11 protein-coding genes are annotated in these 15762 nt (G+C 62.8%); 5 read left to right on the top strand and 6 right to left on the bottom strand.

Annotated features, from left to right (window positions below; translation table 11 throughout):
- Positions 1 to 31: 31 nt before the first annotated feature.
- The 3 genes from B348_RS0118200 to B348_RS0118215 all read left to right on the top strand — a co-directional run bounded on the left by B348_RS0118200 (position 32) and on the right by B348_RS0118215 (position 2426).
- A complete protein-coding gene (locus B348_RS0118200) occupies positions 32 to 820 on the top strand; it encodes a helix-turn-helix transcriptional regulator (RefSeq protein WP_026136874.1) in 789 nt (262 codons plus the stop codon).
- 71 nt (positions 821 to 891) lie between these two features.
- Positions 892 to 1191, top strand: a complete 300-nt coding sequence (locus B348_RS0118205; RefSeq protein ID WP_017737505.1) for a PsiF family protein — start codon at positions 892 to 894, stop codon at positions 1189 to 1191.
- Between the two features lie 221 nt (positions 1192 to 1412).
- The gene (locus B348_RS0118215) at positions 1413 to 2426 is read left to right on the top strand and encodes an AI-2E family transporter (RefSeq protein ID WP_017737507.1); all 1014 of its coding nucleotides are present in this window, start codon (positions 1413 to 1415) and stop codon (positions 2424 to 2426) included.
- A gap of 143 nt (positions 2427 to 2569) precedes the next feature.
- Here B348_RS0118215 and B348_RS0118220 read toward each other — a convergent pair whose 3' ends face one another.
- Positions 2570 to 3838, bottom strand: a complete 1269-nt coding sequence (locus B348_RS0118220; RefSeq protein ID WP_017737508.1) for an Hsp70 family protein — start codon at positions 3836 to 3838, stop codon at positions 2570 to 2572.
- A 238-nt stretch (positions 3839 to 4076) separates the two neighbouring features.
- Here B348_RS0118220 and B348_RS0118225 point away from each other — a divergent pair, with 238 nt between their 5' ends.
- Positions 4077 to 5015 carry a DnaJ C-terminal domain-containing protein gene (locus B348_RS0118225; RefSeq protein WP_017737509.1) on the top strand — a complete coding sequence of 313 codons (939 nt, stop codon included), beginning with the start codon at positions 4077 to 4079 and terminating at the stop codon, positions 5013 to 5015.
- Between the two features lie 82 nt (positions 5016 to 5097).
- Positions 5098 to 12096: an NEL-type E3 ubiquitin ligase domain-containing protein gene (locus B348_RS0118230; RefSeq protein WP_017737510.1), complete on the top strand. Its 6999-nt coding sequence runs from the start codon at positions 5098 to 5100 to the stop codon at positions 12094 to 12096.
- 71 nt (positions 12097 to 12167) lie between these two features.
- On the opposite strand, the gene ureC is transcribed toward B348_RS0118230, so the two are convergent.
- The 5 genes from ureC to ureA all read right to left on the bottom strand — a co-directional run bounded on the left by ureC (position 12168) and on the right by ureA (position 15662).
- Positions 12168 to 13868, bottom strand: a complete 1701-nt coding sequence (gene ureC / locus B348_RS0118235; RefSeq protein ID WP_017737511.1) for an urease subunit alpha — start codon at positions 13866 to 13868, stop codon at positions 12168 to 12170.
- Between the two features lie 128 nt (positions 13869 to 13996).
- Positions 13997 to 14302 (bottom strand): urease subunit beta, encoded by a 306-nt coding sequence (locus B348_RS0118240; protein WP_017737512.1) that lies wholly within the window; start codon positions 14300 to 14302, stop codon positions 13997 to 13999.
- Positions 14299 to 14832: a GNAT family N-acetyltransferase gene (locus B348_RS0118245; RefSeq protein WP_017737513.1), complete on the bottom strand. Its 534-nt coding sequence runs from the start codon at positions 14830 to 14832 to the stop codon at positions 14299 to 14301. Before B348_RS0118245 ends, B348_RS0118240 begins: the two co-directional genes overlap by 4 nt.
- 5 nt (positions 14833 to 14837) lie before the next feature.
- Complete coding sequence (locus B348_RS0118250) at positions 14838 to 15350, bottom strand: GNAT family N-acetyltransferase (protein WP_017737514.1); 513 nt, start codon at positions 15348 to 15350, stop codon at positions 14838 to 14840.
- Between the two features lie 9 nt (positions 15351 to 15359).
- Positions 15360 to 15662: an urease subunit gamma gene (ureA, locus tag B348_RS0118255; RefSeq protein WP_017737515.1), complete on the bottom strand. Its 303-nt coding sequence runs from the start codon at positions 15660 to 15662 to the stop codon at positions 15360 to 15362.
- Positions 15663 to 15762: the final 100 nt, after the last annotated feature.

A 15762-nucleotide genomic window follows, 5' to 3' on the forward strand; every position in this document is an offset into this window, starting at 1 on the left:
TCCAGACAAACGACCTTTGTATCCGGACAATATGGCCAGACACACCGTACGCCTCGCGGATTTTGCCAGCCTGCCCAGCCCGGTCTACTTCCGCTACTCCGATTTTGCCCCCGACACCGAGTGCACCCCGCACCAGCACGGCTGGGGTTCGCTGGATTACTCCGCCAGCGGCGTGATGCGCATGGAAGTGGCCGGCAACCGCTTTATGTCGCCGCCGCAGTACGCGGTGTGGGTGCCGCCGCACACCGAGCACAGCTCCTATAACGCCGAGGCCATCGTCTACCATTCGGTGGGCCTGGCCCCTGAACTCTGCGCCCAGTTGCCGCCACAGCCGTGCACCCTGGCGATCAGCGAGATCCTCAAGGCGATCCTCAGCGACTTCGCCCAACGCGACGTGAATATCCCCGAGAGCGAAGCCGATATCCGCCTGGCCCAGGTGCTGGTGGACCAGCTCAGGCAGGCGCCGATCCACGAGTGCTTCCTGCCCTACGCCCGTCACCCCGGCCTGCTCGGTGTGCTGGAAGGCATGCAGGCCGATCCCGGCGACAATCGCCCGCTGGCCCACTGGGCGGCGCAAGTCCACGTAAGCGAACGTACCCTGGCGCGCCAGTTTGTGCGCGAGCTGGGCATGAGCTTTGGTGAATGGCGCCAGCGCCTGCGCTACCTGGCGGCCATCGAAGCCCTCGATAGTGAACACAGCGTGCAACATGTGGCGTTCGACCTCGGCTACAGCACCGCCTCGGCCTTTATTGCGATGTTCCAGCGCCACGCTGGTTGCACGCCTGAGCAGTACCGGCGGTCGAATATCCGAAGTCGGTGAAGATGTAACAGGCTTTGACTACACTGCTGCATAGGCTGTGCCCCTCGGCACGGTAACAGGGAGAAAACTCCATGAAGATGCTGCGAATTCCGTTGTTGATGATGGGCCTGCTGCTGTGTTCCCAGGGCTTTGCCGCCACTGCCCAGCAAAACAAGATGACCACCTGCAATGCCGAAGCCACCACCAAGACGCTCAAGGGCGACGACCGCAAGGCGTTCATGAAAACCTGCCTGTCGGCCCCGGCGGCCAATGACGCCAAGACCCTGACGCCGCAGCAGCAGAAGATGAAAGACTGCAATGCGACGGCGAAGACCAAGGCGCTGGCCGGCGATGCGCGCAAGACCTTCATGAGCACTTGCCTCAAAGGCTGATCACGATCTCACAGCCAATGAAGATCAAATGTGGGAGCTGGCTTGTGTGGGAGCTGGCTTGCCTGCGATGCAGGCACCTCGGTCTATCAGTGAGACCAAGGTGATGCTATCGCAGGCAAGCCAGCTCCCACACTTGATCGCATTCACAACCTACCCACTCGCTTGATTCCCTCAAGGCTGGCAGACTGCCCATCCTTTAACGCCGTTTGTTTTGAGGCTGTATGCCAACGTTTTCTCAGCGTCATGTGTTGTTGCTGGCCAGCTACATCATCATTTTCGGCGGACTGCTGCTGGTACTGCCGCTCAAATTACTGCCCAGCCTGCTGGCGGGTCTGTTGGTGTTCGAGCTGGTCAATATGCTCACCCCGCAACTGCAACGGCTGATCGAAGGCCGGCGCGCACGCTGGCTGGCGGTGGCCCTGCTGGGCACCTTGATCGTCAGCGTGCTGACCCTGATCTTTGCCGGTGCCATCAGCTTCCTGCTCCACGAAGCAGAAAACCCCGGGGCTTCCCTCGACAAATTCATGGGCGTGGTCGACCGCGCACGCGGCCAGTTGCCGCCGTTTATCGACGCCTACCTGCCCGCCAGCGCCGCCGAGTTCCGCGTGGCCATCGGCGACTGGATGAGCAAACACCTGAGCGAACTGCAGCTGGTCGGCAAAGACGCCGCCCACATGTTCGTCACCCTGCTGATCGGCATGGTGCTCGGCGCGATCATCGCCCTGCAACGCGTGCCCGACCTGACCAAGCGCAAACCCCTGGCCGCCGCGCTGTTCGACCGCCTGCACCTGCTGGTCCAGGCCTTTCGCAATATCGTCTTCGCCCAGATCAAGATCGCCGCGCTCAACACCGCCTTCACCGCCGTGTTCCTCGCCGTGGTGCTGCCGTTGTGCGGGATTCACCTGCCGCTGACCAAAACCCTGATCGTGCTGACCTTCCTGCTGGGCCTGCTGCCGGTGATCGGCAACCTGATGTCCAACACGCTGATCACCATTGTCGCGTTGTCGCTGTCGATCTGGGTGGCGGTGGCGGCGTTGGGCTATTTGATCGTGATCCACAAGATCGAGTACTTCCTCAATGCGCGGATCGTCGGCGGGCAGATCAGTGCCAAGTCGTGGGAGTTGTTGTTGGCGATGCTGGTGTTTGAGGCGGCGTTTGGCCTGCCGGGAGTGGTGGCGGGGCCGATTTATTATGCGTATCTCAAGAGTGAGTTGAAGCTTGGGGGGATGGTTTAAGCGCTGTGTTGCCTGGGCTGACGCTATCGCGGGCAAGCCCGCTCCCACATTGACTGTGTTTACACATTTTGATTTGTGAACACAGTCAAATGTGGGAGCCGGGCTTGCCCGCGATAGGGGCGCCACGGTCTTTCAGGTGAAACTCAGTAGCCGTACCGCTTGCTGGCCTCAATCGCCAACCCACTGCCGATGCTGCCAAAGATATTCCCTTCCACATGCCGCGCATTCGGCAGCATCGCCGAGATGCTGTGGCGCAGTGCCGGAATCCCGCTGGAACCGCCGGTAAAGAACACCGTGTCCACCTGCGCCACGCTTACCGAAGCGTCGTTGAGCAACTGCGTCACGCTACCGCGCACGCGCTCCAGCAAGGCGTCGATGGACGACTCGAACAACGCGCGGCTCAGGTCCACGCTCAGGCCCGCTTCGATGCGGTCCAGCGCGACGTGGCGGCTGTCTTCGTGGGTCAGCTGGATCTTGGTTTCTTCCACTTCCATGGCCAACCAGTGCCCGGCGCGCTGTTCGATCAGCTTGAACAGGCGGTCGATGCCGCCGGTGTCTTCGATGTCGTAGCGCATGCTGCCCAATGCCAGCTGGGATTTTTGCGAGTACACCGAGTTGATCGTGTGCCAGGTCGCCAGGTTCATGTGGTGGCTGGTGGGCATGTAGGCGCCGCTCTTCATGCGGCTGCCGTAGCCGAACAGCGGCATCATGCCGTTCAACGAGAGCTGTTTGTCGAAGTCGGTACCGCCGATGTGCACGCCGCCGGTGGCGAGGATGTCGCTCTGGCGGTTGTCGTTGTGACGGCGATCCGGCGACAGGCGCACCAGGGAGAAGTCGGACGTACCACCGCCGATGTCGACGATCAGTACCAGCTCTTCCTTCTGGATGGTGGACTCGTAGTCGAACGCGGCCGCAATCGGCTCGTACTGGAACGAGATGTCCTTGAAGCCGATCTTGCGCGCCACATCCACCAGGGTGTTCTCGGCTTCCTGGTCGGCCATCGGGTCGTCATCGACGAAAAACACCGGGCGGCCCAGCACCACTTCTTCGAACTCACGGCCGGCGTTGGCTTCGGCGCGGCTCTTGAGCTGGCCGATAAACAGCGCCAGCAGGTCGGTGAACGGCATCGCCGTGCCGAGTACGCTGGTGTCGTGCTTGATCAGCTTGGAACCCAGCAGGCTCTTGAGCGAGCGCATCAGCCGGCCTTCGTAGTTTTCCAGGTACTCGTGCAGCGCCAGGCGACCGTACACCGGGCGGCGTTCCTCGAAGTTGAAGAACACCACCGACGGCAGCGTGATCTTGTCGTCCTCCAGCGCAATAAGCGTCTCCTCGCCGGGGCGGATCCAGCCGACGGTGGAGTTGGACGTGCCAAAGTCGATGCCGCAGGCACGGGCTGGGGATGGGTTTTCCATGACAATCAGGTTCCGGTTGAAAAACGGCCGCGCAGTGTATGCCAGTCGAGGGCGGATGCGTAGGCCAACCATCTGTTAAATCTTGCTTGAAACCTGGCGATTCGCCCCCACATCTGCTGCATACGGCAAGCGCCGATAACACTTTGACGCACCCCCAGGCCACAAGACTCAACAGGTGCAAACCACCGCACGTTGTGCCCCGGGCTGTGCGATCTCGATTAAGGATGGTGAACCGCCGATGGATTTCAAAGACTACTACAAGATTCTGGGTGTCGAGCCGAGCGCGGACGACAAGGAAATCAAGGCCGCGTACCGCAAGCTCGCGCGCAAATATCACCCGGACGTGAGCAAGGAAAAAGACGCCGAAGCCAAGTTCAAGGACGCGTCCGAAGCCTACGAGGCGCTCAAAAGCGCGGACAAGCGCGCCGAATACGACGAGCTGCGCAAATACGGCCAGCATGGCCAGCCGTTCCAGGGGCCACCGGGCTGGCAGAGCCGTGGCGGCTTTGGCGGCGGCCAGGACCAGGGCGACTTCTCGGACTTCTTCAGCTCGATCTTCGGCTCCCGTGGCGATGCCTTTGGCGGCGGCCAACGCCGTCCGACCGGGCGCAAGGGCCAGGACGTGGAGATGCAGCTGACCGTGTCCCTGGAAGAGACGCTGTCCACCGAGTCCAAGCAGATCAGCTTCCAGGTGCCGCAGTACGACGCCTCGGGCCGTCACGTCAGCAACACCACCAAGAGCCTGAACGTGAAGATCCCCGCCGGCGTGGCCGACGGCGAGCGCATCCGCCTCAAAGGCCAGGGCGCACCGGGGATTGGCGGCGGGGCCAATGGCGACCTGTACCTGATCATCAAGTTTGCGCCGCATTCGAAGTTCGAAGTCGAAGGCGACAACCTGGTGATCACCTTGCCACTGGCACCGTGGGAACTGGCGCTGGGCGCCGAAGTGGCCGTGCCGACGCTGACTGGCAAGATCAACCTCAAGGTGCCGGCCGGCAGCCAGAACGGCCAGCGCATGCGCGCCAAGGGCCATGGCTTGCTGAACAAGGCTGGGGAGCGAGGTTTCCTGTACATCCAGCTCAAGGCAGTAATGCCCAAGCAGGCGGATGACGAGACCATCGCCCTGTGGCAGGAACTGGCGAAAAAGGCCGCGTTCAACCCACGGGAAAACTTCTGAAATAGCCCCCGCGCTAACTATCTAGCGCGGCTCCCTTCGTCGGCCATGATGTGCTGAGGCTCCTTTTTACTGGAGCAACATCATGGCCGATCTGTCTTCCGCCAGCCCGCCGGCGGCGACCCAAAGCATCCACCGCAACTACCTTGAACAGGCCAGCCCGGCCTGGCTGATCAATGCCACGCCGTCCCGCCGTGCCCAATTCAAAGGCACACCGGCAGCGCTGCCGGATTGGTTTGAGCGTGCCTCACCCAGCCAGCGCCAGGCGCTGTACCAGCAATTCACTGCCAGCTTCACGGCCCAGACTGTGCTCGACAAGGCCATGGCGCCGCTGCAAGACATCGACGCCTTCGCCGAGCCGCTGCTGGTCAAGGCGTTGCAAGAGCAATTCGGCGTGCAACTGGATGTGCATAAGACATTGCTGCACCTGCGCAAGCCCATCGAGTTCGGAGTGCTTGGCACCACCATCGGCAGTTTTGAAGTGCTGCGCCTGCCGCTGTTGCAGGCCGCGTTGCACAACTTCGAAGCCAGGGAGTGCGAGGTGGGGGCGTTTCATGCGTCGTCGGGCTTTCTCCAGCAAACGACAGCCGGCGACACCGAGCCGCTCAGCACCGCGTTGACGGTGGTGCAGTTCACTGGGTTGTGCCGCTCGCTGGACATCGGCGCGCAGTACCAGCGCCACCTCGACGATTTCCTGTACCCCACGGATGGCGTGGCGGAACAGGCGCTGCGGCTCAAGTTCAGTACCGCGCGCAAGGCCGACCTGGCGGCGGCCGCGGAAACGGCGTTGTTGAAAAAAGACATTACGCCGGCGGATTACCAGATGATCACCTCGGTGATCGACGGTGAGCTCCATCCCAAAATGGGCGATAAGCAGGTGTGGTTCAACGACCTCGGCCTGATGAAAAAACGCATGACCGGCTGCGTGGCGTTCGTCATTTGCGAGAAGTACCGCTATGCCGATGACGTGATCCTCTACATCCCCCACGACCCGTACCATCCGTTGAAACGCTACAACCGGGCCGAGATGGTGGCGATGTTCACGCAGCGCTTTGCCGCACGCGATACCCCCGACCCGGGCGATGGCAGCCCCACGGCGTACCAGCGGTTTTTCAGCCAATTTGTCGCCTATGGCGACCTGCCTGCGTACTTCGACGCGCTGACCGAGGACGTCGAGGCGCTCACGGTGGGGGAAAAGCTGGCGGCCTATGCGTCGCTGCTCAACGAGTTGTCCAAGGGGATCAACCCGTTCGCGATGTTTACCTCTGTCCGAGAATGGCCACCCGCCCCTCCGACGGCCAGGCGACCCAATCCGCAGCCGTTTCTCAACCCCATCACCTTGTCGCGCAAAGGCCATGGCGTGTGGGCCGACAACATTGACCTGTGGGGCTATCTGTTCGAGCAACATCGCGCCAAGACCCTCGCCGATGCCCGCCGCCATGCCGTGCCCACGGCCGATGTCGATGCCCGCGTGCGTTCGCAAAAGCTCGCCAAGCTGCTCAATATCGGCCTGTTGGCATTGAATGTGGTCTCGATGTTCGTACCGGTGTTGGGCGAAGTGATGCTGGCGGTGATGGCCGGGCAACTGCTCTACGAAACCTTCGCCGGGACCCTGGCATGGAGTGAGGGCGACCGTCGCGCGGCCAAGGCGCATCTGGTGGATGTGGCTGAAAACCTGGCGTTTATCGCGTTGATGGCGGTGGGTGGGAAAGTCGTGTCCAAGGTGATTGCGGCCAAGCCCGAGCCGTTGATCGAAGCGCTTGACCCGATTGTGCTGGACGATGGCAAAGCGAGTTTGTGCAAGCCGGACCTCAGCGGCTATGAAAGCCCCGTCAAGGTGCCGAGCCACATGGGGCCTAACGCCTTGGGTGAGTACTCATTCAACGGTAAAAGCTACATCCGCCAGTCGGGCAGGTTCTACGAGAAAACCTTCGACAGCACCCTTGAGCGCTGGCGCCTCCAGCACCCCACTGATCTCCAGGCCTACCAACCGCTGCTCAGCCACAATGGCGCGGGTGCCTGGCGCCGGGTGTCGGAGCGACCGCAGGCCTGGGACCGCATCACCCTGTTGCGACGCCTGGGGCCCATGGCGGACGGCCTCAGCGATGAGCAACTGCTCAACATCGCCGACATCAGCGGCACCGGTGATGACGCCCTGCGCAAAATGCATGTGGATAACGCCTCACCGCCGCCCGAGTTGGCCGATGCCTTGCGCTTGTTCAGGGCCGACCAGGATGTGGCGCAGGTGATCGAACAGGTCAGCAGCGGCCAGGCCGTTGACGGTCGTTACCTGTTCACCCTGCCGCTGGTCACGGCAATGCCGCGCTGGCCCGTCGGCCGGATACTGGAGGTATTTGACGGCCCGGGTCTCACGGGCCATTCGCAACGTTATGGCGTTGAACGGCTGCTCCGTGGCGCCAGGCTAAAACCGGCGATTCGCATCAGCCGCGCCGATGTAGTGGGCAGCAAGCTGCCGGCACAGATCCTCGCCGCGCTGGATGAAACCGAGGTCGTCGGCCTGCTTGGCGGCGAAGCGGCGCGGGTGCGTGACAACCGGCCCATGGCGTTTCGCAAGCAACTCGCCGACTACGCGCGTAGCCGTCAGCCGGCGCTGTTCGACAGCCTGTACAGGGGCACCGAAGCGCCCGACCCCAGCGTCGCCAAGCTGCAACGCCTGTACCCCGGCCTGAGCGAGCCTGCCGCGCACAGCGTGTTGGCCGAAAGCGACGTGGCGCAACTGCACCACCTGCACAGCACCGGACGTGTGCCGTTGGCCATGCAGGAACAGATTCGCTGGCATCAGCGCCAGGGCCGCCTGGGGCATGCCTATGCCGGCCTGCACATGGAAAACCTGACCGCCGCCAGCAGCAAGCGCCTGGCACTGCATACCTTGAGCACACTGCCAGGCTGGTCGGACCAGGTACGCCTGGAAGTGCGCGACGGCAATGTCAAAGGCGCCTTGCTGGACGGCATCGGCCGCCTGGACGCGCCCCAGCGCAAGTTCCTGGTCAAGCGAGGCCCGATCTATCAGGCGTTCGACGAGCGTGGCGAGGCCCTCAACAGCCTGCCGCGCCATGGCGATAACTTTTACGCATCACTGATGCATGCCTTGCCTGATGATGCGCGCCAGGCCCTGGGCATGCCCCATGTCGGGCAGAGCCAGGCCCTGCGCCGCGCGATCATTGACCACGCGGTGGCGCATCCGGTGGCGTCGGCGCAGATCGTCGAGGGCGCCGTCGCCAGGCAATCCTGGTTCAAGCCGCCGCAGCGTATTGCGCCGAACAAGCTGGGGTATCCAGCCAGTGGCCGTGGGGAGGGCGCAGTGTCTTCGCTGGCCCTGCGGGCCCAGGCGCTCTACCCGGACATGACCGCAGAGCAGGCCGAGGCGTTTGTGCTGGGCAGGGTCCGCGAAGGCAGCAGCCACACGCAGATTTTTACCCTGCTGGAGAATCGCCGTAACGAGTGGAATCTACTGAACACCACGCTGGACACCTGGGCGGCCACGGTTTCGGATGATCTGTTTTTGCGCAGCCATCCGGCGATGGACCCGCGCTTGCGCATGGCCAGTGCGCTCAAGCGCTGTTGGCAACGCGGCCCCTTGCCGGAGTTGCCCGGGCATGCCGATCTGGTCCTTAACGGCGACGAGGCGCTGCCACCGCTAAGCGCAGATTTTTCCCATGTGCGGACGTTGACGATGCGCGGGCGTCGGCTGCTTGAGAACAGCGAACAGCTGCTTGATCATTTTCCCCACCTGCAGGCATTGAGCCTGGTGGGGACCAACACGGCGATGGGCAATGTGCTGGGCGCCATGGAGCGCTTGCCCGCGCTGACCCGCCTGCACATCGAGGGCGTGGAAAGCCTGGGCGCGCAAGAGCAAACCCGGCTGGAAGGGCTGACCCGCCTGCAACAGTTGACCCTGAACTCAACCCATCGCTTGTTGCGGCCGCTGGATGTCAGCCGAATGAGCCAGCTGCATACCCTGAAACTGTCAGGCAGCGTGCAACACGTATTTCCGTTGGGGGTGTTCGATCTTCCAGAGCTGCACACCCTGGACTTCAAGGGCTCGGACATCGATGAACTTCCCCCCCAACTGTTTGAGCCGGGGCATGAGCGGCTGTGGCCGGGCCTGTCCTTGAAGTGGTCGCGGTTCATGCGCGAGCGGTTCAAGGCGGCCTATGCCTATATCGAAAGCCACCCGGAGCACCTGATGGACCAGGATGAAATGGTCAGGGATTATTGCGTCGGCCAATTCTATGGGCACCTTGGTCGGCCCGCCCTCAGCAACCCGGCCAATGATGCGGCACTGCGGTCCGAGTTTTTTGCACGTTGGCCCACCACTCAGGAGCGGTTCGTCGCGATAGAAGCGCTGAGTACCGAGTACGCCGGCCTGACCGAAGGCCTTGAAGGCTGGGTGCTTCAGAGTGCGGACCCGGTCGAGCGCAGCCACCGTGCGACGATTGACTACGCCTTGCGCAGCCAGTGGTACCAGGGCTTGCATGTCCGCTACGACGTCAGCCAGGCGCCGGCACTGAGCTTGCCCGGCATGGTGGTCAGCGAACTGCCTCGACTCGCCGCCGATAGCTTTACCCATGTGACCGACTTGCGTGTGTCGAACGCCCAAGTACCCAGCGCCGCATTGAGCGCCTTCATGCGTGGCTTTACCGCCCTGCATTCGCTGGATGCAAGCGGCTGTGGCTTGACCGAGTTGACAATGGCGCCGGGGGACTGGCCGTTCCTCAGGCATCTGGACCTGAGCAACAACCCTTTGGCCACCCTGGACGTCAGCGGTTTGCGTCAACTCCAGGCCTTGAACCTGCACGGCAGCGCATTGGCTGCGTGGCCGACGGGGGCGCAGCTATTGCCTGCGCTTGAGTGGCTGGACTTGCGCAGTACGCAGCTTGCCGATCTGCCGGACAGCGTCCTGGCCCACGACCGCATCTTGCTCAACAGCAACCTGTCTGGCGCACCCTTGACCGCCGAGGCACAATCGCGGCTGGCGACAGCGCGCCAGCGCATCGAGCAACGGTGGGGGCTTTCCGACGGCACGTTGAGCCTGTTCGAACAGCGCCCCGTCGATGATGTATTTCCGCCCGAGGAAAGTGCCAGCAGCCTGACTCAGCAGTTGTTGCCGATAATGGCGACAGATACCGGCCACGACACGCTCTCGCTGGAGCAGCAGCTGCAACGCCTGCACCCGGCACTGGGGGCTGAAAGGGCTGGGCAATGGCTTGAACGCCTGCGCGGCGAAGGGCTGAGTGACCTGCAAGTGCGGGAACGCATCGGGACCTGGGAACAGGCCCATGGGGCGCTGACACGGCGCTTGAATGACTGGATATTCACCCGTCGCTTCAGCCTGGGCCACGACATGCTGGTGACCTCCAACACCCGTCAGTTGGCCGCTGAGGATATCCTGGCCCGGTGGCTCGACGGTGTGTCGGGGGTGCTGGCGAACCGTGAGCTGAGTTTCCACGGCATGATCCTCGGCGACTTGCCGGACCTGGCGCTCACGCTGGACCATATCGACAGCTTGAACCTGAACGGCGTGCAACTCTCGGGGCAGGGTTCCAATGCTTTCCTCAGGGCGTTTCCCCGGCTCAATACCCTGGTGTTGAGCAGCAACCCGCTGCACACTTTTCCGGATGCCGTGGTCGCCATGGCCGAACTGCGCCGCCTGGAGTTGTCGGCCGTGGGGGTCAACGATCCGGAACTGCTGTACGCCACATTGGTGCACCTTGAGCAATTGCAGTGGCTGGACTTGAGCTATTGCGACCTGGACAACTTCCGCGTTGATCAATTCAACCATTTGCACACCCTGAACCTGAGCAACAACGAGTTGGCCGAGTGGCCGCAAGGTACCTTGCAGGCGAGTGCACTACGGGCGCTGGAACTGAGCAGCAATCAGCTTGAATCGATTCCCCCGGGTGCACTGGAAGGCGCGCACGACCGCCTGATGGCGGGCGTCAACCTGACCGACAACTTCGGCTTGCCCCTGGAAGATCTCCAGCGCTTGCAGGCGTATGCCGAGCGCACCGGCAGTGACCGTGCGCTGGGCTTGAGCGCGGCGGATATCCAGCAGTTGATCAATGACCTGGAGCACCCTGGGACCAGTGACAGTGGCAACGACAGTGAAAGCAGTGGCTGGGGCGCCGCGCCCCAACCTTTTGTGCCCGACGAGGCGCTGGGTGCGCCGCAGGTCACGGCAGGGGATCTGCAACCGTGGATCGAACACTTGCCAAACGGCGAGCGCGCGCACAACACGCAACTGTGGAACAGCCTGGCGGAAGAACCCGACAACGCGGCGTTTTTCAATCTGTTGTCGTTGGCGCGCCAGACCCGGGACTACCAATCCTTCCGCGCCTCGTTGACGCACCGGATCTGGGGTGTGATGGAAGCGGCGGCGAGCAATGCCGAGCTGCGCGAAGAGCTGTTCGAGATCGCCAGGACCCAGAACACCTGCGCCGATGGGCGGGCGCTCGGTTTCAGCCAGATGGAAACCCGCGTCTATGTGTTCAATGCCTTGAACGGCGTGAGCCCAACCGACCTCACCCTCAAGGGCAAGGCGTTACTCGACTTGTCACGCAGCCTGTTCCGTCTGGAGCAGGTCGAACTGTTGGCCGGTGCAAAGCCCGGAGACCCGGCGGAAGTGCGCCTTAAATACCTCATTGGGCTTGAGGGTGAATTGCAGTTGCCGGGCGTGCCTAAAAGCATGATTTATGACAAGCCGATCAGCGGCGAGCCCATGAAGAAGCTTGCCCGAGAGATCAAGGACAAGGAAAAGCTGCCCGCTTTTCACCAAAACCTGATCCTGCGTGATTTCTGGGTGGGGTACCTGCAAGAGCGCTATCCCGATGCCTTCGCGGCCTTGGCAGAGCGCAATGAAGAACGCCGCACGACGTTTGGGCTGGAGCATCCAGACCATCACGCCGAGGACTATGCCGCCGCGGCGCAGGAACTGGCCGCACAGAGTCAGGCGGACGAAACCAACACCAGGATCGCCCTCTCGCAACAAGCAGAGGCGGCATTGACCGCAACCGCCCGCGACCCGAACCAGCCGGGCACTTCCGCCGAGCTGATGGGAGGCTAACCCCCTGGCGCAGTTGCCCGAAACGCATGCGCCGATCAACTGTCCGGCGCCGATGACCTGGCCGCACTGGCCTAAAACAGGAAGTAGCGCTGGGCCATCGGCAACACCTCTGCCGGCTCACACCATAACAACACCCCGTCAGCCTTGACCTGATAGGTCTGCGGGTCCACCTCGATGTCAGGCAGGTAATCGTTGTGGATCAGGTCGGTTTTCTGCACGTTGCGGCAACCCTTGACCACGGCGATCTGCTTTTTCAAACCCAGGGCTTCGGGCAAGCCGGCATCCTGGGCGGCCTGGCTGATGAAGGTCAGGCTGGTGGCGTGCAATGAGCTGCCGAAACTGGCGAACATCGGGCGGTAGTGCACCGGTTGCGGCGTGGGGATCGAGGCGTTGGCGTCGCCCATCAGGCTCGAGGCAATCGCGCCGCCCTTGAGGATCAGGGTCGGCTTGATACCAAAGAACGCCGGGCGCCACAGCACCAGGTCGGCCCACTTGCCCACTTCGATGGAGCCGACAATGTGGCTCACGCCGTGGGTGATCGCCGGGTTGATGGTGTACTTGGCGATGTAGCGCTTGGCGCGGAAGTTGTCGTTGCCCGGGCCATCGCCTGGCAACGGGCCGCGCTGTTTTTTCATCTTGTCGGCGGTCTGCCAGGTGCGCGTGATGACTTCGCCGACGCGGCCCATGGCCTGGCTGTCGGAGCTGATCATGGAGAACGCGCCGAGGTCGTGCAGGATGTCCTCGGCGGCGATGGTCTCGCGGCGGATGCGGCTTTCGGCGAAGGCCACGTCTTCGGCAATGCTCGGGTCGAGGTGATGGCAGACCATCAGCATGTCGAGGTGTTCGTCGATGGTGTTGCGCGTGAATGGCCGCGTCGGGTTGGTCGAACTGGGCAGCACGTTCGGGAAACCGCAGGCCTTGATGATGTCCGGCGCGTGGCCGCCACCGGCACCTTCGGTGTGGTAGGTGTGGATGGTGCGGCCCTTGAGCGCGGCGAGGGTGGTTTCGACAAAGCCCGACTCGTTGAGGGTGTCGCTGTGGATCGCCACCTGCACGTCGTATTCGTCGGCGACGCTCAGGCAATTGTCGATGCTCGCCGGGGTGGTGCCCCAGTCTTCATGCAGCTTCAAGCCGATGGCGCCGGCCTTGACCTGTTCGATCAATGGCTCCGGCAAACTGGCGTTGCCCTTGCCGGTAAAGCCGATGTTCATCGGGAACGAATCACTGGCCTGGAGCATGCGCGCCAGGTGCCACGGGCCGGAGGTGCAAGTAGTCGCATTGGTGCCGGTGGCCGGCCCGGTGCCGCCGCCGATCATGGTGGTGACGCCGCTGGTCAGCGCTTCTTCGATCTGCTGCGGGCAGATGAAATGCACGTGGCTGTCGATGCCGCCGGCGGTGAGGATCATGCCTTCGCCGGCAATCACCTCGGTGCTGGCGCCGATGGCCATGGTCACGCCGGGCTGGATGTCGGGGTTACCGGCCTTGCCGATGGCGTGGATGCGCCCGTTCTTCAGGCCGACATCGGCTTTGACGATGCCCCAGTGGTCGATGATCAGCGCGTTGGTGATCAGGGTGTCGACTACTTCGTGGGCGAGCAGTTGGCTTTGGCCCTGGCCGTCGCGGATGACTTTGCCGCCGCCGAATTTCACTTCTTCGCCGTAGACGGTGAAGTCCTGTTCGACTTCGACGAACAGCTCGGTGTCGGCCAGGCGGACCTTGTCACCGACGGTGGGGCCGTACATGTCGGCGTAGGCTTGGCGGCTGATTTTCATGTGTGTGCCCTGAAATAGTTGTGTTGAATGTGAGATAGCTATCGCAGGCAAGCCAGCTCCCACAGTGGACCGAGTTGTCACGTTGGAATGCGATCACCTGTGGGAGCTGGCTTGCCTGCGATAAGGCCCTAAAGATCGCCCATGACCCGCCCGGCAAACCCAAACACCCGCCGCCCCCCGCTCAAGTCCACCAACTCCACCTCCCGACTCTGCCCCGGCTCGAACCGCACCGCCGTCCCCGCCGGAATGTTCAAGCGCATGCCGCGACTCGCCGCACGGTCAAACGTCAGCGCGTCATTGGTCTCGAAAAAATGGTAGTGCGAACCCACCTGGATCGGCCGGTCGCCGCTGTTTGCCACGCTCAGGCTGATCGTGCGGCGGCCGACGTTGAGTTCGATGTCGCCAGGCTGGATCTGATATTCGCCAGGAATCATGCAGGTTGCCCCAGGGTCTTGAAGTAGATGGCGGTCGGGCTGTAGCGCCCGTCCGGGCTTTGGCAGTAGTCGGGCAACTCACCGATCCTGGTGTAGCGCAGCGACTGGTAGAAGGCTTCGGCCGGGGAGCCGGCTTCGGTGTCCAGATACAACAGGCCGCGCTTCTGTTGGCGGGCGGCGAGTTCCAGGGTGTTCATCAGCTGTTGGCCGAGGCCGTGGCGCCGCGCGCTGCTGTGCACCAGCAGCTTTTGCACCTCGGCGCGGTTGCGGCCGTTGGCTTTCTGGCACAGCGCCAATTGCACGCTGGCGATCACTTGTTCATCGCGCACCACCACCCACAGCAGCAGGCTGGCGTCTTCGATGCTGGCCTGCACGTCGCTCAAATAGGCGCGGGCCTGGGCCTCGTCGAAGTCGCCCATGAAACCCACGGAAGCGCCATGCCTGACCGCGTCCAGCAACAGCTCGATCAAGCCCAGGCGGTAGTGGGCGAAACTTTCAGCATTGACTCGACGCAGTTGCGCGGCGTTCATCGGCGTCACTCCTTCGGCGGCTCGGCGCCCGGGTTCAAGGCCAGTTGCATAAAGGTCAGGTCCAGCCAGCGGCCGAACTTGATGCCCACCTGTGGCATCTGCCCGGTGGTGATGAAACCCAGGCGCTCATGCAGGCGGATCGAGGCGTGGTTGCCGCTTTCGATGGCAGCGACCATCACGTGTTTGCCGCCGCTGCGCGCGCGTTCGATCAGCGCTTGCATCAGCAACGGGCCAAGGCCCTTGCCGCGCTGGTCGTTGCGCACGTACACCGAGTGCTCGACGCTGTAGCGGAAACCCTCGAAGGGCCGCCAGTCGCCGAACGAGGCGTAGCCGGTGATTTCGCCGTTTTCCACCGACACCAGGATCGGATACTGCTGCGCCTGGCGCGCGTTGAACCAGGTTTGGCGGTTGGCCAGGTCCACCGGTTGTTCGTTCCAGATCGCCGTCGTATTCAGCACCGCATCGTTGTAGATAGCGCGGATCGCCGGCAGGTCGCTTTCAAGTGCATCACGAATCATGGCGGCTTCTCAGGCAATCGGCTGGTGGGCGGTGACGAGCTTGGTGCCGTCGGGGAAGGTGGCTTCCACCTGGATGTCCGGGATCATTTCCGGGATGCCTTCCATCACCTGTTCGCGGCTGAGCAGGGTGGTGCCGAAGTGCATCAGGTCGGCGACGGTGCGGCCATCGCGGGCGCCTTCCATCAGCGCGGCGGAGATGTAGGCGATGGTTTCCGGGTAGTTGAGCTTCACCCCGCGCGCGAGGCGGCGCTCGGCCACCAAGCCTGCGGTGAAGATCAGCAGTTTGTCTTTTTCCCGAGGGGTCAGGTCCATGGTTCAAGGTCCTTCAAACAACATTCATAAAAACACTGGAGATCCAATGTGGGAGCTGGCTTGCCTGCGATAGCGGTACATCAGGCAATGCATTTGTTGC

The organism is Pseudomonas sp. CBZ-4, from assembly GCF_000346755.1.
Lineage (GTDB): Bacteria > Pseudomonadota > Gammaproteobacteria > Pseudomonadales > Pseudomonadaceae > Aquipseudomonas.

Coding starts and splice junctions, on each gene's coding strand:
- ureC (WP_017737511.1), bottom strand. CDS start 13,868: ATGAAAATCAGCCGCCAAGCCTACGCCGACATGTACGGCCCCACCGTC.
- B348_RS0118240 (WP_017737512.1), bottom strand. CDS start 14,302: ATGATTCCTGGCGAATATCAGATCCAGCCTGGCGACATCGAACTCAAC.
- B348_RS0118205 (WP_017737505.1), top strand. CDS start 892: ATGAAGATGCTGCGAATTCCGTTGTTGATGATGGGCCTGCTGCTGTGT.
- B348_RS0118220 (WP_017737508.1), bottom strand. CDS start 3,838: ATGGAAAACCCATCCCCAGCCCGTGCCTGCGGCATCGACTTTGGCACG.
- B348_RS0118215 (WP_017737507.1), top strand. CDS start 1,413: ATGCCAACGTTTTCTCAGCGTCATGTGTTGTTGCTGGCCAGCTACATC.
- B348_RS0118225 (WP_017737509.1), top strand. CDS start 4,077: ATGGATTTCAAAGACTACTACAAGATTCTGGGTGTCGAGCCGAGCGCG.
- B348_RS0118230 (WP_017737510.1), top strand. CDS start 5,098: ATGGCCGATCTGTCTTCCGCCAGCCCGCCGGCGGCGACCCAAAGCATC.
- B348_RS0118245 (WP_017737513.1), bottom strand. CDS start 14,832: ATGAACGCCGCGCAACTGCGTCGAGTCAATGCTGAAAGTTTCGCCCAC.
- ureA (WP_017737515.1), bottom strand. CDS start 15,662: ATGGACCTGACCCCTCGGGAAAAAGACAAACTGCTGATCTTCACCGCA.
- B348_RS0118200 (WP_026136874.1), top strand. CDS start 32: ATGGCCAGACACACCGTACGCCTCGCGGATTTTGCCAGCCTGCCCAGC.
- B348_RS0118250 (WP_017737514.1), bottom strand. CDS start 15,350: ATGATTCGTGATGCACTTGAAAGCGACCTGCCGGCGATCCGCGCTATC.